The organism is Pseudomonas sp. Ors-4-3C, from assembly GCF_055755035.1.
Genome location: NZ_CM146900.1, coordinates 1,121,952 through 1,139,914, shown reverse-complemented (window position 1 = coordinate 1,139,914; position 17,963 = coordinate 1,121,952). Strand labels below are relative to the sequence as shown.

Here is a 17,963-nt window from a genome sequence, read left to right as displayed (position 1 = left end):
TACATTGTTCGACCCGGCTTGCGGCTCGCGGGCGTTCTCGTTATAAGTCTCGGCACTTTTAGTGACAAGCCGTTGTATGCCGATATGAGCCAAAACGAATCGCCAGATCAAGATCCTGTGTTCCAGTTGAAGGGCAGCATGCTGGCCATTACGGTGCTGGAGTTGTCCCGTAACGACCTCGACAGCCTCGATCGGCAACTGGCCGCCAAAGTCGCCCAGGCCCCGAACTTCTTCAGCAATGCCCCGCTGGTCCTGGCGCTGGACAAACTGCCACCGGGCGAAGGCGCGGTCGATCTGCCCGGTCTGATGCGCGTGTGCCGCCAGCATGGCCTGCGTACCCTGGCGATCCGCGCCAGTCGCATCGAAGACATCGCCGCCGCCATTGCCATCGACATCCCGGTGCTGCCGCCGTCCGGCGCCCGGGAACGACCGCTGGAAGCCCCGGAACCGGAAGTCAAAAAGAAGCCGGAAAAGCCGCCGGAGCCGACCGTCAAACCGACCCGTGTAATCACCACGCCAGTACGTGGTGGCCAACAGATATACGCCCAGGGTGGCGATTTGGTCGTGGTGTCCTCGGTCAGTCCGGGGGCGGAACTTCTTGCCGATGGCAACATCCATGTATACGGCCCGATGCGCGGTCGTGCGCTGGCCGGTGTCAAGGGTGACACCAAGGCGCGGATTTTCTGTCAGCAATTGAGCGCTGAACTGATCTCCATCGCCGGGCATTACAAGGTTTCCGAAGATTTGCGCCGCGATCCACTGTGGGGCTCCGGTGTACAGGTCAGCCTGTCGGCCGACGTGTTGAACATCATTCGGCTTTAACGGATACTGCCGCATTTTCCAAGCATCTCTAAAACGTAGCGAAAACGGCTCAAACGAAGTAGGAAAAAGGATCAAGGAGCGTTTGCCCCCGGCAAGTGCGACTTGCGCCGAACTCCAGCCAAGGCTGTCCGACTGCAGTAGTTTTCAAGAGATGTTTTTCAGGGGCTAAAAAGTCCTTCTTCCTTAGGGGTGAAACACCTTGGCCAAGATTCTCGTGGTTACATCCGGCAAGGGTGGTGTGGGTAAGACCACCACCAGCGCCGCTATCGGTACCGGCCTCGCTCTGCGCGGCCACAAAACAGTGATCGTCGACTTCGACGTGGGCTTGCGTAACCTCGACCTGATCATGGGTTGCGAGCGTCGCGTGGTGTACGACTTCGTCAACGTGGTCAACGGCGAAGCCAACCTGCAGCAGGCCCTGATCAAAGACAAGCGCCTGGAAAACCTCTACGTGCTGGCCGCCAGCCAGACCCGCGACAAAGACGCGCTGACCGTCGAAGGCGTGGAAAAAGTCCTGATGGCGCTCAAGGAAGACTTCGACTTCGTGGTCTGCGACTCCCCGGCGGGCATCGAGAAAGGTGCGCACCTGGCCATGTACTTCGCCGACGAAGCGATCATCGTGACCAACCCGGAAGTGTCCTCGGTACGTGACTCCGACCGCATGCTGGGCCTGTTGGCCAGCAAATCGCGTCGCGCCGAAAACGGCGAAGAGCCGATCAAGGAACACCTCCTGCTGACCCGTTACAATCCGCAGCGCGTCAGCGATGGCGAGATGCTGGGCGTCGAAGACGTGAAGGAAATTCTGGCCGTGACCCTGCTGGGCGTCATCCCTGAGTCGCAAGCGGTCCTGAAAGCTTCCAACTCGGGCGTCCCGGTGATTCTCGACGACCAGAGCGATGCCGGTCAGGCGTACAGCGATGCCGTTGATCGTCTGCTGGGCAAAGAAAAAGAACATCGTTTCCTCGATGTTACGAAGAAGGGATTCTTCGAGCGCCTGTTTGGAGGTAGGTAATGAACCTTTTTGACTTCTTTCGTGCCAACAAAAAGCCAAGTACCGCCTCGGTAGCGAAAGAGCGTCTACAGATCATCGTGGCGCATGAGCGCGGCCAGCGCAGCACGCCGGATTACTTGCCAGCCTTGCAGAAGGAACTGGTCGACGTGATCCGCAAGTACGTCAATATCGGTAACGACGACGTACATGTTGCACTGGAAAGCCAGGGCAGTTGCTCGATTCTGGAACTCAACATCACCCTGCCAGATCGCTGAGTCGATCCGGCAGTCGCTACGGCGGCTCGGGCTGCTGATGCTCGTGTAGGAGCTGCCGAAGGCTGCGATCTTTTGATCTTCAACGTCAAAAGATCGCAGCCTTCGGCAGCTCCTACAGGGTTATCAGCAGCCTGAGCCGCCGTTGGCATTTGTTACGAGGCTGTTTTAATGCCGCTGTCCAACATCCGCATCATTCATCAGGACGCCGCCGTACTGGTGGTCGACAAACCAACCTTGCTGCTCTCGGTGCCCGGTCGCGCCGACGACAACAAGGATTGCCTGATTACCCGCCTGCAGGAAAACGGCTACCCCGAAGCGCGCATCGTCCATCGCCTGGACTGGGAAACCTCCGGCATCATCCTGCTGGCCCGCGACCCCGATACCCATCGCGAACTGTCCCGCCAGTTTCACGATCGTGAAACCGAAAAGGCCTACACCGCCCTCGCCTGGGGTCAGCCGGAACTGGACAGCGGCAGCATTGACCTGCCGCTGCGCTACGACCCGCCGACCAAACCGCGGCATGTGGTCGACCACGAATTCGGCAAACACGCACTGACCTTCTGGCGCGTGCTTGAGCGTTGTGGCGATTGGTGCCGCGTGGAACTGACGCCGATTACCGGTCGCTCGCACCAGTTGCGCGTACACATGCTGTCCATCGGTCACCCGCTGCTGGGCGACGGCCTCTATGCCCACGAACAGGCCCTGGCGGCGTGGCCTCGCCTGTGTCTGCACGCGAGCATGCTGAGCTTCACCCACCCGCAAACCGGCGAACGCCTGCGCTTCGAATGCCCGGCACCGTTTTAAGCGCTGCCTGAGCGGCAGCGCTTTTTTTTGTACAAGGATTTTGTTTTCGGATGAGTTGTATTGATTCCCTGGTAACACCCCTCACGAAAGTTCGTCATCAACTGCTTTACCTGGTTTACGGCAATCAGGATGTATACCGGCGCGAAGCCAAGTTCAGCATCCTGACCGCGCTGTCCCAAGCCAAAAACGGCGACCGGCCGGCCATCAGGATTCTCACCGATCGCCCCGAGGACTACGCCGGCTGGCCGGTCGACACGGTGTTGCTGGACGAAGCGACCCAGACCCGCTGGCAAGGCACTCATGGCTATCACCACCGACGCAAGGCCTGCGCCATCGCCGCCGGTATGCAGTGGGCGGAAAAGACCCTGTTCGTCGACACCGACACCTTGTTCACCCGTCACCCGAGCCAACTGTTCAAATTCATCGAGCCGAACCGCTCGGTGATGGATCGCTTCGAGTACAACTGGAAAGATGTGCACCAGCGCAGCGACTATCAGAAACTCGGCCGCGATCTGCGCGTGCACGGTGTGACGCCGGATAACGGTTTCAAGCTCTACAACAGCGGTTTGTGCGGCGTGACCGAAGCGGATTCGGCGCTCTTCGAAGAGTCGATCCGGCTGATCGATGAATGGACAATCGGCGGCTTCGAAATCCACACCATCGAACAGATCGCGCTGTCGTACGCCATGCGCAAGCGTCAGGTGGTAGAGGCGCGCAAACACGTTTACCACTACTTCGCGGAAAAACGCTTCTTCCACGCGATGCAGACGTACTTCTTCTCCCAGCACGGCGAGCAGTTCAGCCAGCGCCTGGTGGATCTGTGTACCGACGTGCCACGGGTCAAACCGTTCCCGTCGGCCTGGCGCCGATTGAAAATCAAATGGAAGCTGCGCAATCAGAAAGGTGCGTTGCGCAAGGTCGGTCGCGATCTGCTGTACGGCAGCGCTGCGCCGGAAGATCCGTACTACAGCGTTTGCCGACACGAATGGTGGGAATGTGCTTCCCGGGAAATTCTGCGTTGGGACGAGAGCCAGCAGAAAAAACTGCTGAGCCAGAAGTCCTGGCCGCAACAGTTGCCGCGTCCGGATAAACCGGAAGATGAAAAAGTCATCATGAACTATTTGAAAAAACGCGTAGCCGCCCGCTGATCCACATCACTCCCTGTGGGAGCGGGCTTGCTCGCGAAAGCGGTGTGTCATCCAAAAAATCTGCATCTGACCCACCGCTTTCGCGAGCAAGCCCGCTCCCACCCCGATCCTGTCCGGATTCAATTCCCGGGCCGATGCGTTAAACTCGCGCCCATTGCTGTCTGGAGCTTCTTATGCGCGAAGAGTTGAACCAAGGCCTGATCGACTTTCTCAAGGCCTCCCCTACCCCGTTCCACGCCACTGCCAGCCTTGTCCAGCGTCTGGAGGCCGCCGGTTATGTGCGCCTCGACGAGCGCGAGCCGTGGACTACCGAGGCCAACGGCCGCTACTACGTCACCCGTAACGACTCCTCGATCGTCGCAATCAAAATGGGCCGCAACTCGCCGCTGCACGACGGAATCCGTCTGGTCGGCGCCCACACCGACAGCCCCTGCCTGCGGGTCAAGCCACAACCGGAACTGCAACGTCAGGGTTTCTGGCAACTGGGCGTTGAAGTCTACGGTGGCGCGCTGCTGGCGCCGTGGTTCGACCGCGACCTGTCGCTGGCCGGCCGCGTCACCTTCCGTCGCGACGGCAAGGTCGAAAGCCAGCTGATCGACTTCAACGCACCGATCGCGATCATTCCCAACCTGGCGATTCACCTCAACCGTGAAGCCAATCAGGGTTGGGCAATCAACGCGCAGACCGAGCTGCCACCGATCCTCGCGCAGTTCGCCGGTGACGAGCGCGTCGACTTCCGCGCCGTACTGACCGATCAACTGGCCCGCGAACATGGCCTGAACGCCGACGTGGTGCTGGATTACGAACTGAGCTTCTACGACACCCAAAGCGCTGCGATCATCGGCCTGCACGGCGACTTCATCGCCGGTGCGCGCCTGGACAACCTGCTGTCGTGCTACGCCGGCCTGCAAGCCTTGCTCACCGCCGACACCGAAGAAACCTGCGTGCTGGTGTGCAACGACCACGAGGAAGTCGGCTCCTGCTCGGCTTGCGGTGCCGACGGCCCGATGCTCGAACAGACCCTGCGTCGTCTGCTGCCCGAAGGTGACGAGTTCGTCCGTACCATCCAGAAATCGCTGCTGGTCTCGGCCGACAATGCCCACGGCGTGCACCCGAACTACGCCGAGAAGCACGACGCCAACCACGGCCCGAAACTCAACGCCGGCCCGGTGATCAAGGTCAACAGCAACCAGCGCTACGCCACCAACAGCGAAACCGCCGGGTTCTTCCGCCACTTGTGCATGGCCGAAGAAGTGCCGGTGCAGAGCTTCGTGGTGCGCAGTGACATGGGCTGCGGCTCGACCATCGGCCCGATCACCGCCAGCCACCTGGGCGTACGCACCGTGGATATCGGCCTGCCGACCTTCGCCATGCACTCGATCCGCGAACTGTGCGGCAGCCACGATCTGGCGCACCTGGTCAAAGTGCTGAGCGCGTTCTACGCCAGTCGCGAATTGCCGTAAAAGCTGAAAAGCTTCGCGAGCAAGCCCGCTCCCACATTGGAATGCATTTCAACCTGTGGGAGCGAGCCTGCTCGCGAAAGCGGCAGTCCAGACAACACAATTTCATCATTGGACTGACTCAATTCTGATACACATCAGAACCGGTCCGCCAAAAGCGACCTAGACTTACATCATTCATTTCGACAAGGCAGTCTCCATGATTTCGATGTCCTCCTTCCACGCCATGCTCATTCCGATCCTGAGCGGGATGATCCTGCTGGCGATCGGCTTCAACTTCCGCGACAAGAACGCCGGTGTGTTTGCCATGTGGATTGGCATGCTGATGATCCTGGCCACCGTGGTCTACAAGATCCTCGCCAAACTCAACGAATAAATCCGCGCCCGGCTCGCATTGATTCTGGCCGCCTCGTACACTCGCTCAATTCGCCCCTTTGCGAGGTTGACCGCCTAGTGTTCGCTCGTCTGTTTGCTCTGCCCTGCCTGTTCCTTGTCTGCCTGATGACAATGCTGCCGCTGGCCCCTGCCCATGCGGCCGGGTTGCCGGGCCTGCTCAACACCACCAAGACCCAGCCCGAGGCGCAAGAGCCGCTGGGTCAATCGCTGGATGAAGTCATCAAGTCGCTGGAAAACGACAAGCAACGCGCCCAGTTGCTGACCGATCTGAAAAAGCTGCGCGACGTCACCAAGAAAGCCCAGGCCTCACCGGAAGAAGGTGTGCTGGGCCTGATCGGCGGTACCCTGGCCAGTTTCGAACAGCAGTTCTCCGGTGCCGACAGCCCGCTCACCCGCTGGTCCAATGAGTTCGATCTGGCCAAGGACGAACTCGACGCCCTGATGCTGCCGGCCAGCGAATGGCTGCCGATCATCTTCGGCTTCGCGGTAATCCTGATGGTCTGGAGCCTGCTCGCCGCCGCGCTGATCTGGCTCGGGCACCGGGTGCGCATGCGCTTTGGCCTGACCGAAGAACTGCCGCAACACCCCAAGGCCCTCGACATGCTGCGCTTCGCCCTGCGCAAGCTCGGCCCATGGCTGATTGCGTTGGTCATCACCGTTTACATGAGCTACGCGCTGCCCTCGTCATTGGGCAAGAGCCTGGCGATGGTGCTGGCTTACGCGCTGGTGGTCGGCACCTGTTTCTCGGCGATTTGCGTGATCGCCTTTTCGTTACTCGATGGCCCGCACCGGCACCGTGCGCTGTACATCCTGCGGCATCAGGCTTTCCGCCCACTGTGGCTGATCGGCAGCTTCGCCGCATTCGGTGAAGCACTGAGTGACCCGCGCCTCGTCGAAGGCCTCGGCGTGCACCTGGCACACACCACCGCGACCATCACCAATGTCCTCGCGGCGCTATTCACCGGTCTGTTCATCCTGCGTTTCCGCCGACCAATCGCGCACCTGATCCGCAACCAGCCCCTGTCCCGCCGCCTGACCCGCCGCGCCCTCAGCGACACCATCGATATCCTCGGCACCTTCTGGTACGTGCCGGCGCTGGTGCTGGTCGGGATCTCGCTGTTCGCCACCTTCGTCTCCGCCGGCGACACCAGCACCGCCCTGCGTCAGTCACTGATCTGCACGGTGCTGCTGGTGATGTGCATGGTGATCAACGGCCTCGTCCGGCGTCACTCGCTCAAACCGCAGCGCGGGCCGAAGCGTCATGCGCTGTATTCGGAACGCCTGAAAAGCTTCTTCTACACCCTCGCCCACCTATTGGTGTGGCTCACCTTCATCGAACTCGGCCTGCGCGTGTGGGGCAAGTCGCTGATCGGTTTCGCCGAGGGCGAAGGGCATGACGTCAGCGTCAAACTGTTCAGCCTGATCGGCACGCTGATTTTCTCCTGGCTGATCTGGATCCTCGCCGACACCGCCGTGCATCACGCCCTTACCCGCTCGCGCAAAGGCCTGGCGAATGCCCGCGCGCAGACGATGATGCCGCTGATCCGCAACGTGCTGTTCGTGGCGATTTTCATCATTGCGCTGATCGTCGCCCTGGCGAACATGGGCATGAACGTCACCCCGCTGCTGGCCGGTGCCGGTGTGATCGGTCTGGCCATCGGTTTCGGTGCACAGTCGCTGGTGGCGGACCTGATCACCGGCCTGTTCATCATCATCGAAGACTCGCTGGCCATCGACGATTACGTCGACGTCGGCGGCCACCTCGGCACCGTCGAAGGCCTGACCATCCGCACCGTGCGCCTGCGCGACATCGACGGCATCGTCCACACCATCCCGTTCAGCGAAATCAAAAGCATCAAGAACTACTCGCGGGAATTCGGCTACGCGATCTTCCGCGTGGCGGTGCCGTACAACATGGAAATCGACGACGCGATCAAACTGATGCGCGAAGTCGGCCAGAAAATGCGCACCGACCCGCTGCAGCGGCGCAACATCTGGTCGCCGCTGGAGATCCAGGGCGTGGAAAGCTTCGAGTCCGGCAGCGCGATTCTGCGCGCGCGGTTCAAGACTGCGCCGATCAAACAGTGGGAAGTTTCGCGGGCGTTCAACCTGTCGCTCAAGCGCCATCTGGACGAAGCCGGACTGGATCTGGCGACGCCGCGGATGAGTGTGCAGGTGATCACTGCCGGTGGTGGCCAGCCGAAGGAATAGCACTTCGTGCAGACACTCGGGTCACAGGCAGGGAAGCCAGAAAAACAATAACCATGGAGAAAACCCGATGCAGCTGACACGCATTGCCCAAGCCCTTCTGCTCAGCCTGGTTGCCGGCCACGCCGGTGCTGCCACGCTAGACAGCACCCGCGAACAGATCGCCGCACAAGCAAAGGCACTTGAACCGGAACTGCTGGAAACCCGCCGCGACATCCACGCGCACCCGGAACTGGGCAACACCGAGAAACGCACTGCGGAACTGGTTGCCAGACAACTGAAGGCCATGGGCCTGGAAGTCAAAACCAACGTCGCCCGCACCGGCGTGGTCGCGATCCTCAAAGGCGCCCTGCCCGGCCCGACCGTCGCCCTGCGCGCCGACATGGACGCGCTGCCGGTCAAGGAAGTGGCCGACCTGCCCTTCGCCTCGAAAGCCAAAGGCACTTATCTGGACAAAGAAGTCGACGTGATGCACGCCTGCGGCCACGACGCCCACACCGCGATCCTGCTGAGCACGGCGAAAATTCTCACGGGCATGCGCGACACCCTGCCCGGCACCGTGGTGTTCTACTTCCAGCCCGCCGAAGAAGGCCCGAGCGACTTCATCCCCGACGGCAAAAACACCTGGGGCGCGAAAATGATGGTCGAGGAAGGCGTGATGAAATCCCCCAAACCCGACGCCGTGTTCGGCCTCCACGTCTGGGCCGGCGTCCCCGCCGGCCAGATCGCCTACCGCCCCGGCCCGACCCTGGCCAGCTCCGACGACCTGCGCATCAAAATCCTCGGCAAACAAACCCACGCCGGCCGCCCGTGGGACGGCATCGACCCGATCACCGTCGGCGCACAAACCATCGTCGGCCTGCAAACCGTGGTCAGCCGGCGCACCGACATCTCGTCCTATCCATCGGTGGTCAGCATCGGCACCATCAATGGCGGCACCCGCTACAACATCATTCCCGAGTCTGTCGACATGAGCGGCACCATCCGCTCCTACGACTACGGCATCCGCCAGAAACTGCACAGCGACGTTCGCCAGACCATCGAAAAAATCGCCGAAAGCGGCGGCGCGAAAGCCGACGTCACCATCATCGAAAAATACGACCCCACGATTAACAACCCGGCACTCACGGAGAAAATGCTGCCGACGTTGAAGTGGGCGGCCAAGGATGATGTGGTCAATGCACCGCTGGTGGGCGGCGCGGAAGACTTCTCGTTCTTTGCCAAGGAAGTGCCGGGGCTATTTGTGTTTCTCGGGGTGACGCCACGGGATCAGGACATGAACAAAGCTGCGCCGAATCACAATCCGGGGTTCTTTGTGGATGAGTCGGCGCTGGTGGTTGGGGTGAGGACGATGGCGTCGCTGGCGACGGATTATTTGTATGGGAATGCCGGGGCGGGCAAGTAGAGATGAAGTGACAGTGGGGGCGCCTTCGCGAGCAAGCCCGCTCCCACAGGTGGATTGGGTTCATTCAGCGAGGAATTGGTCGGCTGTCAGGCCGCCTTCGCGAGCAGGCTCGCTCCTACAGTGGGATTGGGGGCGGTCAGTTGGGGATTGGTCGGCTGTCAGGCCGCCATCGCGAGCAGGCTCGCTCCTACAGAAAAGCAAAAGCCGACCGCACGCTTTTCACCACTCAACAGGATGAGCGCAAGCTCGGCTGCAGCTCTTGATCTTGCCGTGCCGGCCCCATCGGCAGGCTGAGTGGAGGGGTTTATCCGGGGGTGGGAGCGCAGCGACCGTTTGGCGAAGCCAAATGCATCGAGAGGAGGTGCAGCGAAGCAAACCGGAGGCGATGCCCCCGGATGAACCCCGCAACGAAGGAACCCGAGCCTAAGCGAGGGCCGTACGCCGGGGCCAAGCGTTTTGGTTACTTTTGGGCGTCTGCAAAAGTGACTCGCTGTAAGAGCGAAACCGTCAGCGGCAGCCCCCGAAGAAACGGATATTCACACAGAACCCAACAGCCTGGTCGAGAGTGTCAGATTTTTTGTGTGCGGGCCGGTAATGGCCTGCCGTCAGGCAGGCCTTCATTTCACCAGTTCGGCCTGATGAATCGGTCTCCATATAAAACCGCAAACTGATTCATGGCGCTTTTCCAGTCATGGGCGGCGCTGCCCCAGTTGGCGGTGATGTTTTGCAGCGCCAGCCAGATCAGTTTTGTCGCCGCCTCATCGGTTGGAAAGTGGCCCCTTGTCTTGATGATCTTGCGTAACTGCGAATTGATGCTTTCGATCGCGTTGGTGGTGTAGATCACTTTGCGTATCGCGGGTGGGAACACGAAAAATGGGATAACCCGCTCCCAGGCGCGTCTCCAAGCCGCCGCTATCGTCGGATATTGCTTACCCCACGGCCCCGCTTCGAAGGCGTCCAGAGCCTGTTCGGCGACCGGCATTGAGAGCTTGATAAATCGGCTTAAGGGCCTTGGCCAGTTCACGGCGCTTGTCCCACGCCGCGTAATCAAGGCTGTTGCGGATCAAATGGACGATGCATGTCTGCAGCGTTGTCTCTGGAAACACCGCACTCAAAGCCTCCGGCATACCTTTGAGTCCGTCAGTTACCGCGATCAGCACGTCTTCGACGCCCCGGGTCTTGAGGTCATTGAAGACCTTCATCCAGAACTTGGCACCTTCAGTGTTCTCGATCCAGATCCCCAAAATATCTCGGGTCCCATCCGGCAGCACGCCCAGAGCCAAGTAGATGGCCTTGTTGCGAACCACGCCTTCGTCACGGATCTTGACGCGCAGAGCATCGAAGAAAATGACCGGATACATGGGCTCAAGCGGGCGTTGCTGCCAGGTACTGACTTCCTCCAGAACCGCATCGGTGACGGAGCTGATGAAGTCATGAGAGACATCTGTGCCGTACTGTTCCGAGAGGAAAGCACGAATCTCGCGAACGCTCAGGCCACGGGCATACATGGCGATGATTTTGTCGTCGAAGCCCGTGAAACGGCGCTCATGCTTGGGGATCAGGATCGGGGCGAAACTGCCGTCGCGGTCTCTGGGAATATCCAGACGCAACGGGCCGCCTTCGGTCAGCACGGTCTTGCTGCTTCTGCCATTACGCTGATTACTCGAATCCTCAGGGCGCTCCGCGCCCTGAGGATAACCAAGGTGGTGCCCCAGCTCGGCGCCAAGGGCTCGCTCGATCAGCGCTTTCTTAAACGCCATCGCGGCATCCTGAATAGCGTCGGCACTCATCGGGCCGCTGACGAACTGGTCGATCAGCTCTTGGGGAATGGAAGGAAGGTCACGCTGGGCCTCTCGGGCCGGTTTCTTTTTGGTCGGCATACATGCACCTCTGCGACATGTTATGCCCGAACACAAAATTTATGACACTCCCGTTTCTTTTTGGTCGGCATACATGCACCTCTGCGACATGTTATGCCCGAACACAAAATTTATGACACTCCCGCCTGGTCGGCCCAAAGGCCGCCAAGGTCAAACAACATCTACACCAACGTGAATCGCATCATGCCGCCAAAACTCCAGATCACAATCAATCAACCGCTCATGCTGATCATAATTGACCCGAGCAATCCTTAACCCCGGACTCCCCACAGAAACCCGCAAAGCCGCCGCCGCATCCACCGACAACGACGTCGGCACAATCTCGAACCGCACACGTCCATAGTGCAAATCGTAATGCCGCGCATACAACTCGGTCATCGACTGATTCAAGTCAAACCCCAGAATCCCCGGAAAATACCGCGGGTTCAGATAATGCTCCACATACAACACCAGCCGCCCATCAATCCGCCGCGACCGACAAATCTGAATCACGCTCGACAAAGCAGGTAACTGCAACAACGCACACACCGCCACCGACGCCGGCTGCAAGCGCGCCGAAATCACCTCGGTCGACGGCACCCGCCCCTGCGCGCTGACCATCGCGTGAAAATGACTGCGCTGCATCAGGTTGTACGCCAGACGTGGCGGCGAAACGAACCAGCCACGGCGCTCCTCGCGATAAATCTGCCCCTGCGCCTCCAGCTGCAACAACGCCTCACGCACAGTAATGCGCGTGGTGCCGAACAGCTCACTGAGCTTGCGCTCGGCCGGCAACTTGCTCCCGGGCGCGAGCAGGCCGTGATCAAGTTGCTCCTGCAACACCTGACCAATCGCTGTCACCGCTTTTGTTGCCTCATCGCGCATCAACGTTACCTATCTGGACTAGACCAGCACTGTTTCGGGGCAAAAACCGTACGGCCTGCAAGCCGTTTCCATGTGTTGCAAGCCTAGGCAGTGCAGATGACCGAGAGATGACAAACCTGCCCGACGGTCGCCCTCATGACTTGCAATACATCGGCCAAGTCCCTTGTCTGCCGGGGCTTTGACCTTGGTCTACGCTTACCGGGCAAGCGCCGAAACCGGGCAAATAAAAGGCCTGCCGGGCGACCGCCGACATCAAAGTGTCATCCAGCCCCCTTAAATTGGCTCAGGTATTGCTGACCTAGACCAACACAAACCGCAATCGCAGCGTTGAACACGACCAAGGAGCTTCGGAATGAAACAGCTTTTCCTGGCAACACTGTTAGGCTCGACCATTGCAATGTGCACCTCCGCCATGGCGGCGGGTACCGATTTGAAAACCCTCGAAGCCGCTGCGAAAGCGGAAGGCGCCGTCAACAGCGTCGGCATGCCCGATGACTGGGCCAACTGGAAAGGCACCTGGGAAGATCTGGCCAAGACCTATGGCCTGAAACACATCGACACCGACATGAGCTCGGCCCAGGAAATCGCCAAGTTCGCCGCCGAGAAAGACAATGCCACCGCCGACATCGGCGACGTCGGTGCCGCCTTCGGCCCGATCGCGGTCAAGCAAGGCGTGGTGCAACCGTACAAGCCAAGCACCTGGGATCAAGTCCCGGACTGGGCCAAGGACAAGGACGGCAACTGGGCACTGGCCTACACCGGCACCATCGCCTTCATCGTCAACAAGAAGCTGCTGCACGGCTCCGAAGTGCCAACCAAATGGGCTGACCTCAAGGGCGGCAAATACAAGGTGTCCATCGGTGACGTGAGCACCGCCGCGCAAGCCGCCAACGGCGTACTCGCCGCGGCCCTGGCCAACGGTGGCGACGAGAAGAACATCCAGCCGGCCCTGCTGCTGTTTGCAGACATCGCCAGGCAAGGTCGTCTGTCGATGGCCAACCCGACCATCGCCACCATGGAAAAAGGCGAGATCGAAGTCGGCGTGGTCTGGGACTTCAACGGCCTGAGCTACAAGGCCAAGATGGCCAACCCGGATGACTACGTGGTGCTGATCCCGTCCGACGGTTCGGTGATTTCCGGCTACACCACCATCATCAACAAGTACGCGAAAAACCCGAACGCCGCCAAGTTGACCCGCGAATACATCTTCAGCGACGCCGGCCAGACCAACCTGGCGCGCGGCAACGCCCGTCCGATTCGTGCCGATCACCTGCAACTGCCGGAAGACGTGAAAGCCAAGCTGCTGCCGAACGAGCAGTACAAAAAGGTCACGCCGATCAAGGACGCCGACGCCTGGGAAAAAACCTCCAAGGCCTTGCCGCAGAAGTGGAACGAAGAAGTCATCGTAGAGATGAAGTAATCCTGTAATCCCACTTTCGGGATTGCCGGAGATCCCTGTGGGAGCGAGCTTGCTCGCGAATGCGGTCTTTCATTCAACATTGATGTTGGCTGACACGACGCCTTCGCGAGCAAGCTCGCTCCCACAAGGGCTCCGGACTGAATCTGAAATTTCCTGTTTTCGCGGAGTTTTTGCCCCTATGAAGCACAACGTCATCCTTGTCGTGCTCGACGGTCTCAACTACGAGGTCGCGCGTCACGCCATGGGGCATCTGCAGGCTTACGTTGGCGCAGGACGCGCTGCGCTCTATCAGTTGGAGTGCGAGTTGCCGGCCCTGTCCCGACCGCTTTACGAATGCATCCTCACCGGCGTGCCGCCGATCGACAGCGGCATCGTCCACAACAACGTTGCACGGCTGTCCAATCAGCGCAGCATCTATCACTACGCTCGCGACGCCGGTCTGAAAACCGCTGCGGCGGCCTATCACTGGGTCAGCGAGCTGTACAACCGCTCGCCGTTCGTGGCGGCCCGCGACCGGCATACCGACAATCTGTCGCTGCCGATCCAGCACGGGCACTTCTACTGGAGTGACCACTACCCTGATTCGCACCTGTTCGCCGACGCGGAAAACCTGCGCCTGCGTCATGCGCCGAACTTCCTGCTGATCCACCCGATGAACATCGACGACGCCGGCCACAAGCACGGCCTCGATTCCGCGCAATACCGCAACAGCGCGCGCTCGGCGGACATCATCCTCGCCGACTACCTGCAAGGCTGGCTCGACGCTGGCTATCAGGTGCTGGTGACCGCGGATCACGGCATGAACAACGACCGCTCGCACAACGGCTTGCTACCGGAAGAGCGCCAGGTGCCGCTGTTCGTCCTCGGTGACGCCTTCAGCCTCAATGCTGATGCCGCGCCGAAGCAGACCGAGATCTGCGGCACGGTCTGCGCACTGCTCGGCGTGCCCCATGACAAACCTGTGTGCCGGGAGCTGCTCAAGTGAACGCCATGACTCGCGGCAAATGGCTCGCGGCCCTGTGTCTGGTGCCGTTCGCGCTGTTCTTTATCGTGTTCGAAATCGCCCCGCTGGTCTGGGTGATGATCAACAGCCTGCAATCGGAAGAGTTCGGCTGGGGCTTCGCCAACTTCAGCAAGATCTTCAGCTCGAAGTTCTATTTACAGGCGATCCAGTACAGCCTCGAGATCAGTTTCTGGTCGAGCGTGTTCGGCATCATCATCGCCGTGCTCGGTGCATATTCATTGCGCCGGGTCGACTCGAAACTGCGCAACTTCGTGAATGCCTTCGCCAACATGACCAGCAACTTCGCCGGTGTGCCGCTGGCTTTCGCGTTCATCATCCTGCTCGGTTTCAACGGCAGCATCACCATCATGCTCAAGCAGGCCGGGATCATTCAGGACTTCAACCTGTACTCGAAAACCGGTCTGATCATCCTCTACACCTACTTCCAGATTCCCCTCGGCGTGCTGCTGCTCTACCCGGCCTTCGACGCCTTGCGCGAGGACTGGCGCGAGTCTGCCGCGCTGCTCGGTGCCAACGGCTGGCAATTCTGGCGGCATATCGGTCTGCCGGTGCTGACCCCGGCGCTGCTCGGTACTTTCGTGATCCTGCTGGCCAACGCCCTCGGCGCCTACGCCACGGTGTACGCCTTGACCACCGGCAACTTCAACGTACTGCCGATCCGCATCGCGGCGATGGTTTCCGGGGACATTTCCCTCGACCCGAATCTGGCCAGTGCCCTGGCCGTGGTGCTGGTGGCGTTGATGACTATCGTCACCGTCGTGCATCAACTGCTGCTGAAGAGGAGCTACCATGTCTCGCGCTGAATCCGGCCCGGCCGGCGTCTACCACCGCGTCGTGGTGTATCTGCTGTTCGCGATCCTGCTGCTGCCGCTGGTGGGCACGCTGATCTACTCGATCGCCAGCAGTTGGTCGGCGACCATCCTGCCCAGCGGATTCACCTTCAAGTGGTACATCCAGCTGTGGAGCGATCCGCGCTTCCTGCATGCCTTCGGCCAGTCGCTGCTGGTGTGCGTCGGTGCGCTGGTGCTGTCGGTGGTGCTGATCCTGCCCCTGCTGTTCGTGGTGCATTACCACTTCCCGAAACTCGATGCGCTGATGAACATCCTGATCCTGTTGCCCTTCGCGGTGCCGCCGGTGGTGTCGTCGGTGGGTCTGTTGCAACTGTACGGTTCCGGGCCGCTGGCGATGGTCGGTACGCCGTGGATCCTGATCGGTTGCTACTTCACCGTGGCGCTGCCGTTCATGTACCGGGCGATCACCAACAACCTGCAGGCGATCAACCTGCGCGACCTGATGGACGCCGCGCAGCTGCTTGGCGCCAGCACCTTTCAGGCGGCGTTCCTGGTGGTGCTGCCGAACCTGCGCAAAGGCCTGATGGTCGCGCTGCTGCTGTCGTTCTCGTTCCTGTTCGGTGAGTTCGTGTTCGCCAACATCCTCGTCGGCACACGCTACGAAACCCTGCAGGTGTATCTGAACAACATGCGCAACAGCAGCGGCCACTTCACCAGTGCGCTGGTGATCTCGTACTTCTTTTTCGTGCTGGTCCTGACCTGGATCGCCAACATCTTGAACAAGGACAAAAGCGAATGAGCTATGTCAGCGTCCAACACCTGCAGAAAAACTACGCCGGCACCACCGTGTTCAGCGACATCAACTGCGAGATCAACAAGGGCGAATTCGTCACCTTGCTCGGCCCCTCCGGTTGCGGCAAGTCCACGCTGCTGCGCTGCATTGCCGGGCTGACGCCGGTTGATGGCGGCAAGATCCTGCTCGATGGCGTCGATATTGTGCCGCTGAGTCCGCAAAAGCGCGGGATCGGCATGGTGTTCCAGAGCTACGCGCTGTTCCCCAACATGACCGTCGAACAGAACGTCGCCTTCGGCCTGCGCATGCAAAAGGTCAATGCCGACGACAGCCACAAACGTGTCGCCGAGGTGTTGAAACTGGTCGAGCTCAACGACTTCGCCAGGCGTTATCCGCATCAGCTTTCCGGCGGTCAGTGCCAGCGCGTTGCCCTCGCCCGCTCGCTGGTCACTCGCCCACGCCTGTTGCTGCTGGATGAACCGCTGTCGGCGCTGGATGCACGAATTCGCAAACTCTTGCGCGAGCAGATCCGGCAGATCCAGCGCGAACTCGGCCTGACGACGATTTTCGTCACCCACGACCAGGAAGAAGCGCTGACCATGTCCGACCGGATTTTCCTGATGAACCAAGGGAAGATCGTGCAGAGCGGCGATGCCGAAACCCTCTACACCGCACCAGTGGACATATTCGCCGCAGGCTTCATCGGCAACTACAACTTGCTTGACGCCGACAGCGCCTCGAAGCTGTTGCAACGGCCGATCAACCACCGTATCGCAATTCGCCCGGAAGCCATCGAGCTGAGCCTCAATGGCGAGCTCGATGCGCAGATCCGCAGCCACAGCCTGCTCGGCAACGTGATCCGCTACCGCGTCGAAGCGCGCGGCGTGGAACTGGTGGTGGACGTGCTCAACCGCTCGGCGGCGGATCTGCATCCCGACGGTCAGCGTCTGGCGCTTTCCATCGATCCGACGGCCCTGTGTGAGGTAGCCTGATGACTTTGCTGACGTTGAAGAGAGAACTGCACTGATGGCCCTGGCAATTTTTGATCTGGACGAAACCCTGATCCACGGCGACTGCGCCACCCTCTGGAGCGAACAGATGGGGCGCCTGGGCTGGGTCGATCGCGAGTCGTTCATGCGCAAGAACAACGAGCTGATGGACGCCTACAGCCATGGCAAATTGCGCATGGAAGAGTTCATGGCGTTCAGCCTCGAACCGCTGATCGGCCGCACCCCGGAAGAAGTCGACCACCTGGTCGGCCCGTGGGTCGAAGATTTCATCGAACCGATCATCTTCAGCGACGCGACCAAAACCATCGCCGCCCACCGCAAGGCCGGCGACCGGATTCTGGTGATCTCGGCCTCGGGTACACACCTGGTCAAACCGATCGCCGATCGTTTGGGCATCGACGAGATTCTGGGCATCGAACTTGAAGTCGCGCACGGCGTTTACAGCGGCCAGACCGTCGGCACGCTGACCTACCGCGAAGGCAAGATCACCCGCCTGCTGGAATGGCTGGATGCCGAGGAAGAAAATCTGGAAGGCGCGAGTTTCTACTCCGACTCACGCAACGATTTGCCGTTGCTGCTGAAGGTGGATTTCCCGCATGTGGTAAATCCGGATCCGGTGCTGCTGGAGCATGCCGAAAAAGCAGGCTGGCCGATCCATCTCTGGAAATAAAC

At 60.2% G+C, this 17,963-nt stretch carries 16 protein-coding genes and 1 pseudogene; 15 read left to right on the top strand and 2 right to left on the bottom strand.

Annotated elements, in window-relative coordinates:
• Positions 1-84 precede the first annotated feature (84 nt).
• The 9 genes from minC (at position 85) to ACVHNU_RS05275 (ending at position 9,509) form a co-directional block, all read left to right on the top strand.
• Positions 85-822 carry a septum site-determining protein MinC gene (gene minC, locus ACVHNU_RS05315; protein WP_045122352.1) on the top strand — a complete coding sequence of 246 codons (738 nt, stop codon included), beginning with the start codon at positions 85-87 and terminating at the stop codon, positions 820-822.
• A 199-nt stretch (positions 823-1,021) separates the two neighbouring features.
• Positions 1,022-1,834 (top strand): septum site-determining protein MinD, encoded by an 813-nt coding sequence (gene minD / locus ACVHNU_RS05310; RefSeq protein ID WP_003223148.1) that lies wholly within the window; start codon positions 1,022-1,024, stop codon positions 1,832-1,834.
• Positions 1,834-2,088: a cell division topological specificity factor MinE gene (gene minE, locus ACVHNU_RS05305; RefSeq protein ID WP_003223146.1), complete on the top strand. Its 255-nt coding sequence runs from the start codon at positions 1,834-1,836 to the stop codon at positions 2,086-2,088. Before minD ends, minE begins: the two co-directional genes overlap by 1 nt.
• 168 nt (positions 2,089-2,256) lie before the next feature.
• Positions 2,257-2,892, top strand: a complete 636-nt coding sequence (locus tag ACVHNU_RS05300; RefSeq protein WP_003223144.1) for an RluA family pseudouridine synthase — start codon at positions 2,257-2,259, stop codon at positions 2,890-2,892.
• A gap of 50 nt (positions 2,893-2,942) precedes the next feature.
• Positions 2,943-4,040 (top strand): hypothetical protein, encoded by a 1,098-nt coding sequence (locus ACVHNU_RS05295; protein WP_473019159.1) that lies wholly within the window; start codon positions 2,943-2,945, stop codon positions 4,038-4,040.
• A 173-nt stretch (positions 4,041-4,213) separates the two neighbouring features.
• Positions 4,214-5,503 carry a M18 family aminopeptidase gene (locus tag ACVHNU_RS05290; protein WP_473019158.1) on the top strand — a complete coding sequence of 430 codons (1,290 nt, stop codon included), beginning with the start codon at positions 4,214-4,216 and terminating at the stop codon, positions 5,501-5,503.
• Between the two features lie 196 nt (positions 5,504-5,699).
• Positions 5,700-5,876, top strand: coding sequence for a hypothetical protein (locus ACVHNU_RS05285; RefSeq protein ID WP_016773747.1), 177 nt, complete (start codon positions 5,700-5,702; stop codon positions 5,874-5,876).
• Positions 5,877-5,953: 77 nt separating this feature from the next.
• Positions 5,954-8,107 carry a mechanosensitive ion channel family protein gene (locus ACVHNU_RS05280; protein WP_473019157.1) on the top strand — a complete coding sequence of 718 codons (2,154 nt, stop codon included), beginning with the start codon at positions 5,954-5,956 and terminating at the stop codon, positions 8,105-8,107.
• 67 nt (positions 8,108-8,174) lie between these two features.
• On the top strand, positions 8,175-9,509 hold the full coding sequence (locus tag ACVHNU_RS05275) for an amidohydrolase (protein ID WP_473019156.1): 1,335 nt from the start codon (positions 8,175-8,177) through the stop codon (positions 9,507-9,509).
• Positions 9,510-10,131: 622 nt separating this feature from the next.
• On the opposite strand, the pseudogene ACVHNU_RS05270 reads toward ACVHNU_RS05275, so the two are convergent.
• Together ACVHNU_RS05270 and ACVHNU_RS05265 are read right to left on the bottom strand one after the other, a co-directional pair.
• Positions 10,132-11,389 (bottom strand): annotated as a pseudogene (locus ACVHNU_RS05270) (IS256 family transposase).
• Between the two features lie 150 nt (positions 11,390-11,539).
• Complete coding sequence (locus ACVHNU_RS05265) at positions 11,540-12,253, bottom strand: UTRA domain-containing protein (RefSeq protein ID WP_473019155.1); 714 nt, start codon at positions 12,251-12,253, stop codon at positions 11,540-11,542.
• 352 nt (positions 12,254-12,605) lie between these two features.
• On the opposite strand from ACVHNU_RS05265, the gene ACVHNU_RS05260 reads away from it, so the two are divergent.
• The 6 genes from ACVHNU_RS05260 to ACVHNU_RS05235 all read left to right on the top strand — a co-directional run bounded on the left by ACVHNU_RS05260 (position 12,606) and on the right by ACVHNU_RS05235 (position 17,961).
• Positions 12,606-13,673, top strand: coding sequence for an ABC transporter substrate-binding protein (locus ACVHNU_RS05260; RefSeq protein ID WP_473019154.1), 1,068 nt, complete (start codon positions 12,606-12,608; stop codon positions 13,671-13,673).
• A 178-nt stretch (positions 13,674-13,851) separates the two neighbouring features.
• A complete protein-coding gene (locus ACVHNU_RS05255) occupies positions 13,852-14,658 on the top strand; it encodes an alkaline phosphatase family protein (protein WP_103483781.1) in 807 nt (268 codons plus the stop codon).
• A 5-nt stretch (positions 14,659-14,663) separates the two neighbouring features.
• On the top strand, positions 14,664-15,500 hold the full coding sequence (locus tag ACVHNU_RS05250) for an ABC transporter permease (protein WP_163005303.1): 837 nt from the start codon (positions 14,664-14,666) through the stop codon (positions 15,498-15,500).
• A complete protein-coding gene (locus tag ACVHNU_RS05245) occupies positions 15,487-16,287 on the top strand; it encodes an ABC transporter permease (protein ID WP_003223125.1) in 801 nt (266 codons plus the stop codon). The genes ACVHNU_RS05250 and ACVHNU_RS05245 overlap by 14 nt, the downstream gene beginning before the upstream one ends.
• Entirely contained in the window at positions 16,284-17,273 is a 990-nt protein-coding gene (locus ACVHNU_RS05240; protein WP_473019153.1) for an ABC transporter ATP-binding protein, read from the top strand. The genes ACVHNU_RS05245 and ACVHNU_RS05240 overlap by 4 nt, the downstream gene beginning before the upstream one ends.
• Before the next feature lie 34 nt (positions 17,274-17,307).
• Entirely contained in the window at positions 17,308-17,961 is a 654-nt protein-coding gene (locus ACVHNU_RS05235) for an HAD family hydrolase (RefSeq protein WP_103483778.1), read from the top strand.
• Positions 17,962-17,963: the final 2 nt, after the last annotated feature.

What these genes read in the sequence shown, in the direction of transcription:
- minC (WP_045122352.1), top strand. Translation starts at nt 85, where the DNA reads ATGAGCCAAAACGAATCGCCAGATCAAGATCCTGTGTTCCAGTTGAAG.
- minE (WP_003223146.1), top strand. Translation starts at nt 1,834, where the DNA reads ATGAACCTTTTTGACTTCTTTCGTGCCAACAAAAAGCCAAGTACCGCC.
- ACVHNU_RS05300 (WP_003223144.1), top strand. Translation starts at nt 2,257, where the DNA reads ATGCCGCTGTCCAACATCCGCATCATTCATCAGGACGCCGCCGTACTG.
- ACVHNU_RS05295 (WP_473019159.1), top strand. Translation starts at nt 2,943, where the DNA reads ATGAGTTGTATTGATTCCCTGGTAACACCCCTCACGAAAGTTCGTCAT.
- ACVHNU_RS05290 (WP_473019158.1), top strand. Translation starts at nt 4,214, where the DNA reads ATGCGCGAAGAGTTGAACCAAGGCCTGATCGACTTTCTCAAGGCCTCC.
- ACVHNU_RS05285 (WP_016773747.1), top strand. Translation starts at nt 5,700, where the DNA reads ATGATTTCGATGTCCTCCTTCCACGCCATGCTCATTCCGATCCTGAGC.
- ACVHNU_RS05275 (WP_473019156.1), top strand. Translation starts at nt 8,175, where the DNA reads ATGCAGCTGACACGCATTGCCCAAGCCCTTCTGCTCAGCCTGGTTGCC.
- ACVHNU_RS05265 (WP_473019155.1), bottom strand. Translation starts at nt 12,253, where the DNA reads ATGCGCGATGAGGCAACAAAAGCGGTGACAGCGATTGGTCAGGTGTTG.
- ACVHNU_RS05260 (WP_473019154.1), top strand. Translation starts at nt 12,606, where the DNA reads ATGAAACAGCTTTTCCTGGCAACACTGTTAGGCTCGACCATTGCAATG.
- ACVHNU_RS05255 (WP_103483781.1), top strand. Translation starts at nt 13,852, where the DNA reads ATGAAGCACAACGTCATCCTTGTCGTGCTCGACGGTCTCAACTACGAG.
- ACVHNU_RS05250 (WP_163005303.1), top strand. Translation starts at nt 14,664, where the DNA reads ATGACTCGCGGCAAATGGCTCGCGGCCCTGTGTCTGGTGCCGTTCGCG.
- ACVHNU_RS05245 (WP_003223125.1), top strand. Translation starts at nt 15,487, where the DNA reads ATGTCTCGCGCTGAATCCGGCCCGGCCGGCGTCTACCACCGCGTCGTG.
- ACVHNU_RS05240 (WP_473019153.1), top strand. Translation starts at nt 16,284, where the DNA reads ATGAGCTATGTCAGCGTCCAACACCTGCAGAAAAACTACGCCGGCACC.
- ACVHNU_RS05235 (WP_103483778.1), top strand. Translation starts at nt 17,308, where the DNA reads ATGGCCCTGGCAATTTTTGATCTGGACGAAACCCTGATCCACGGCGAC.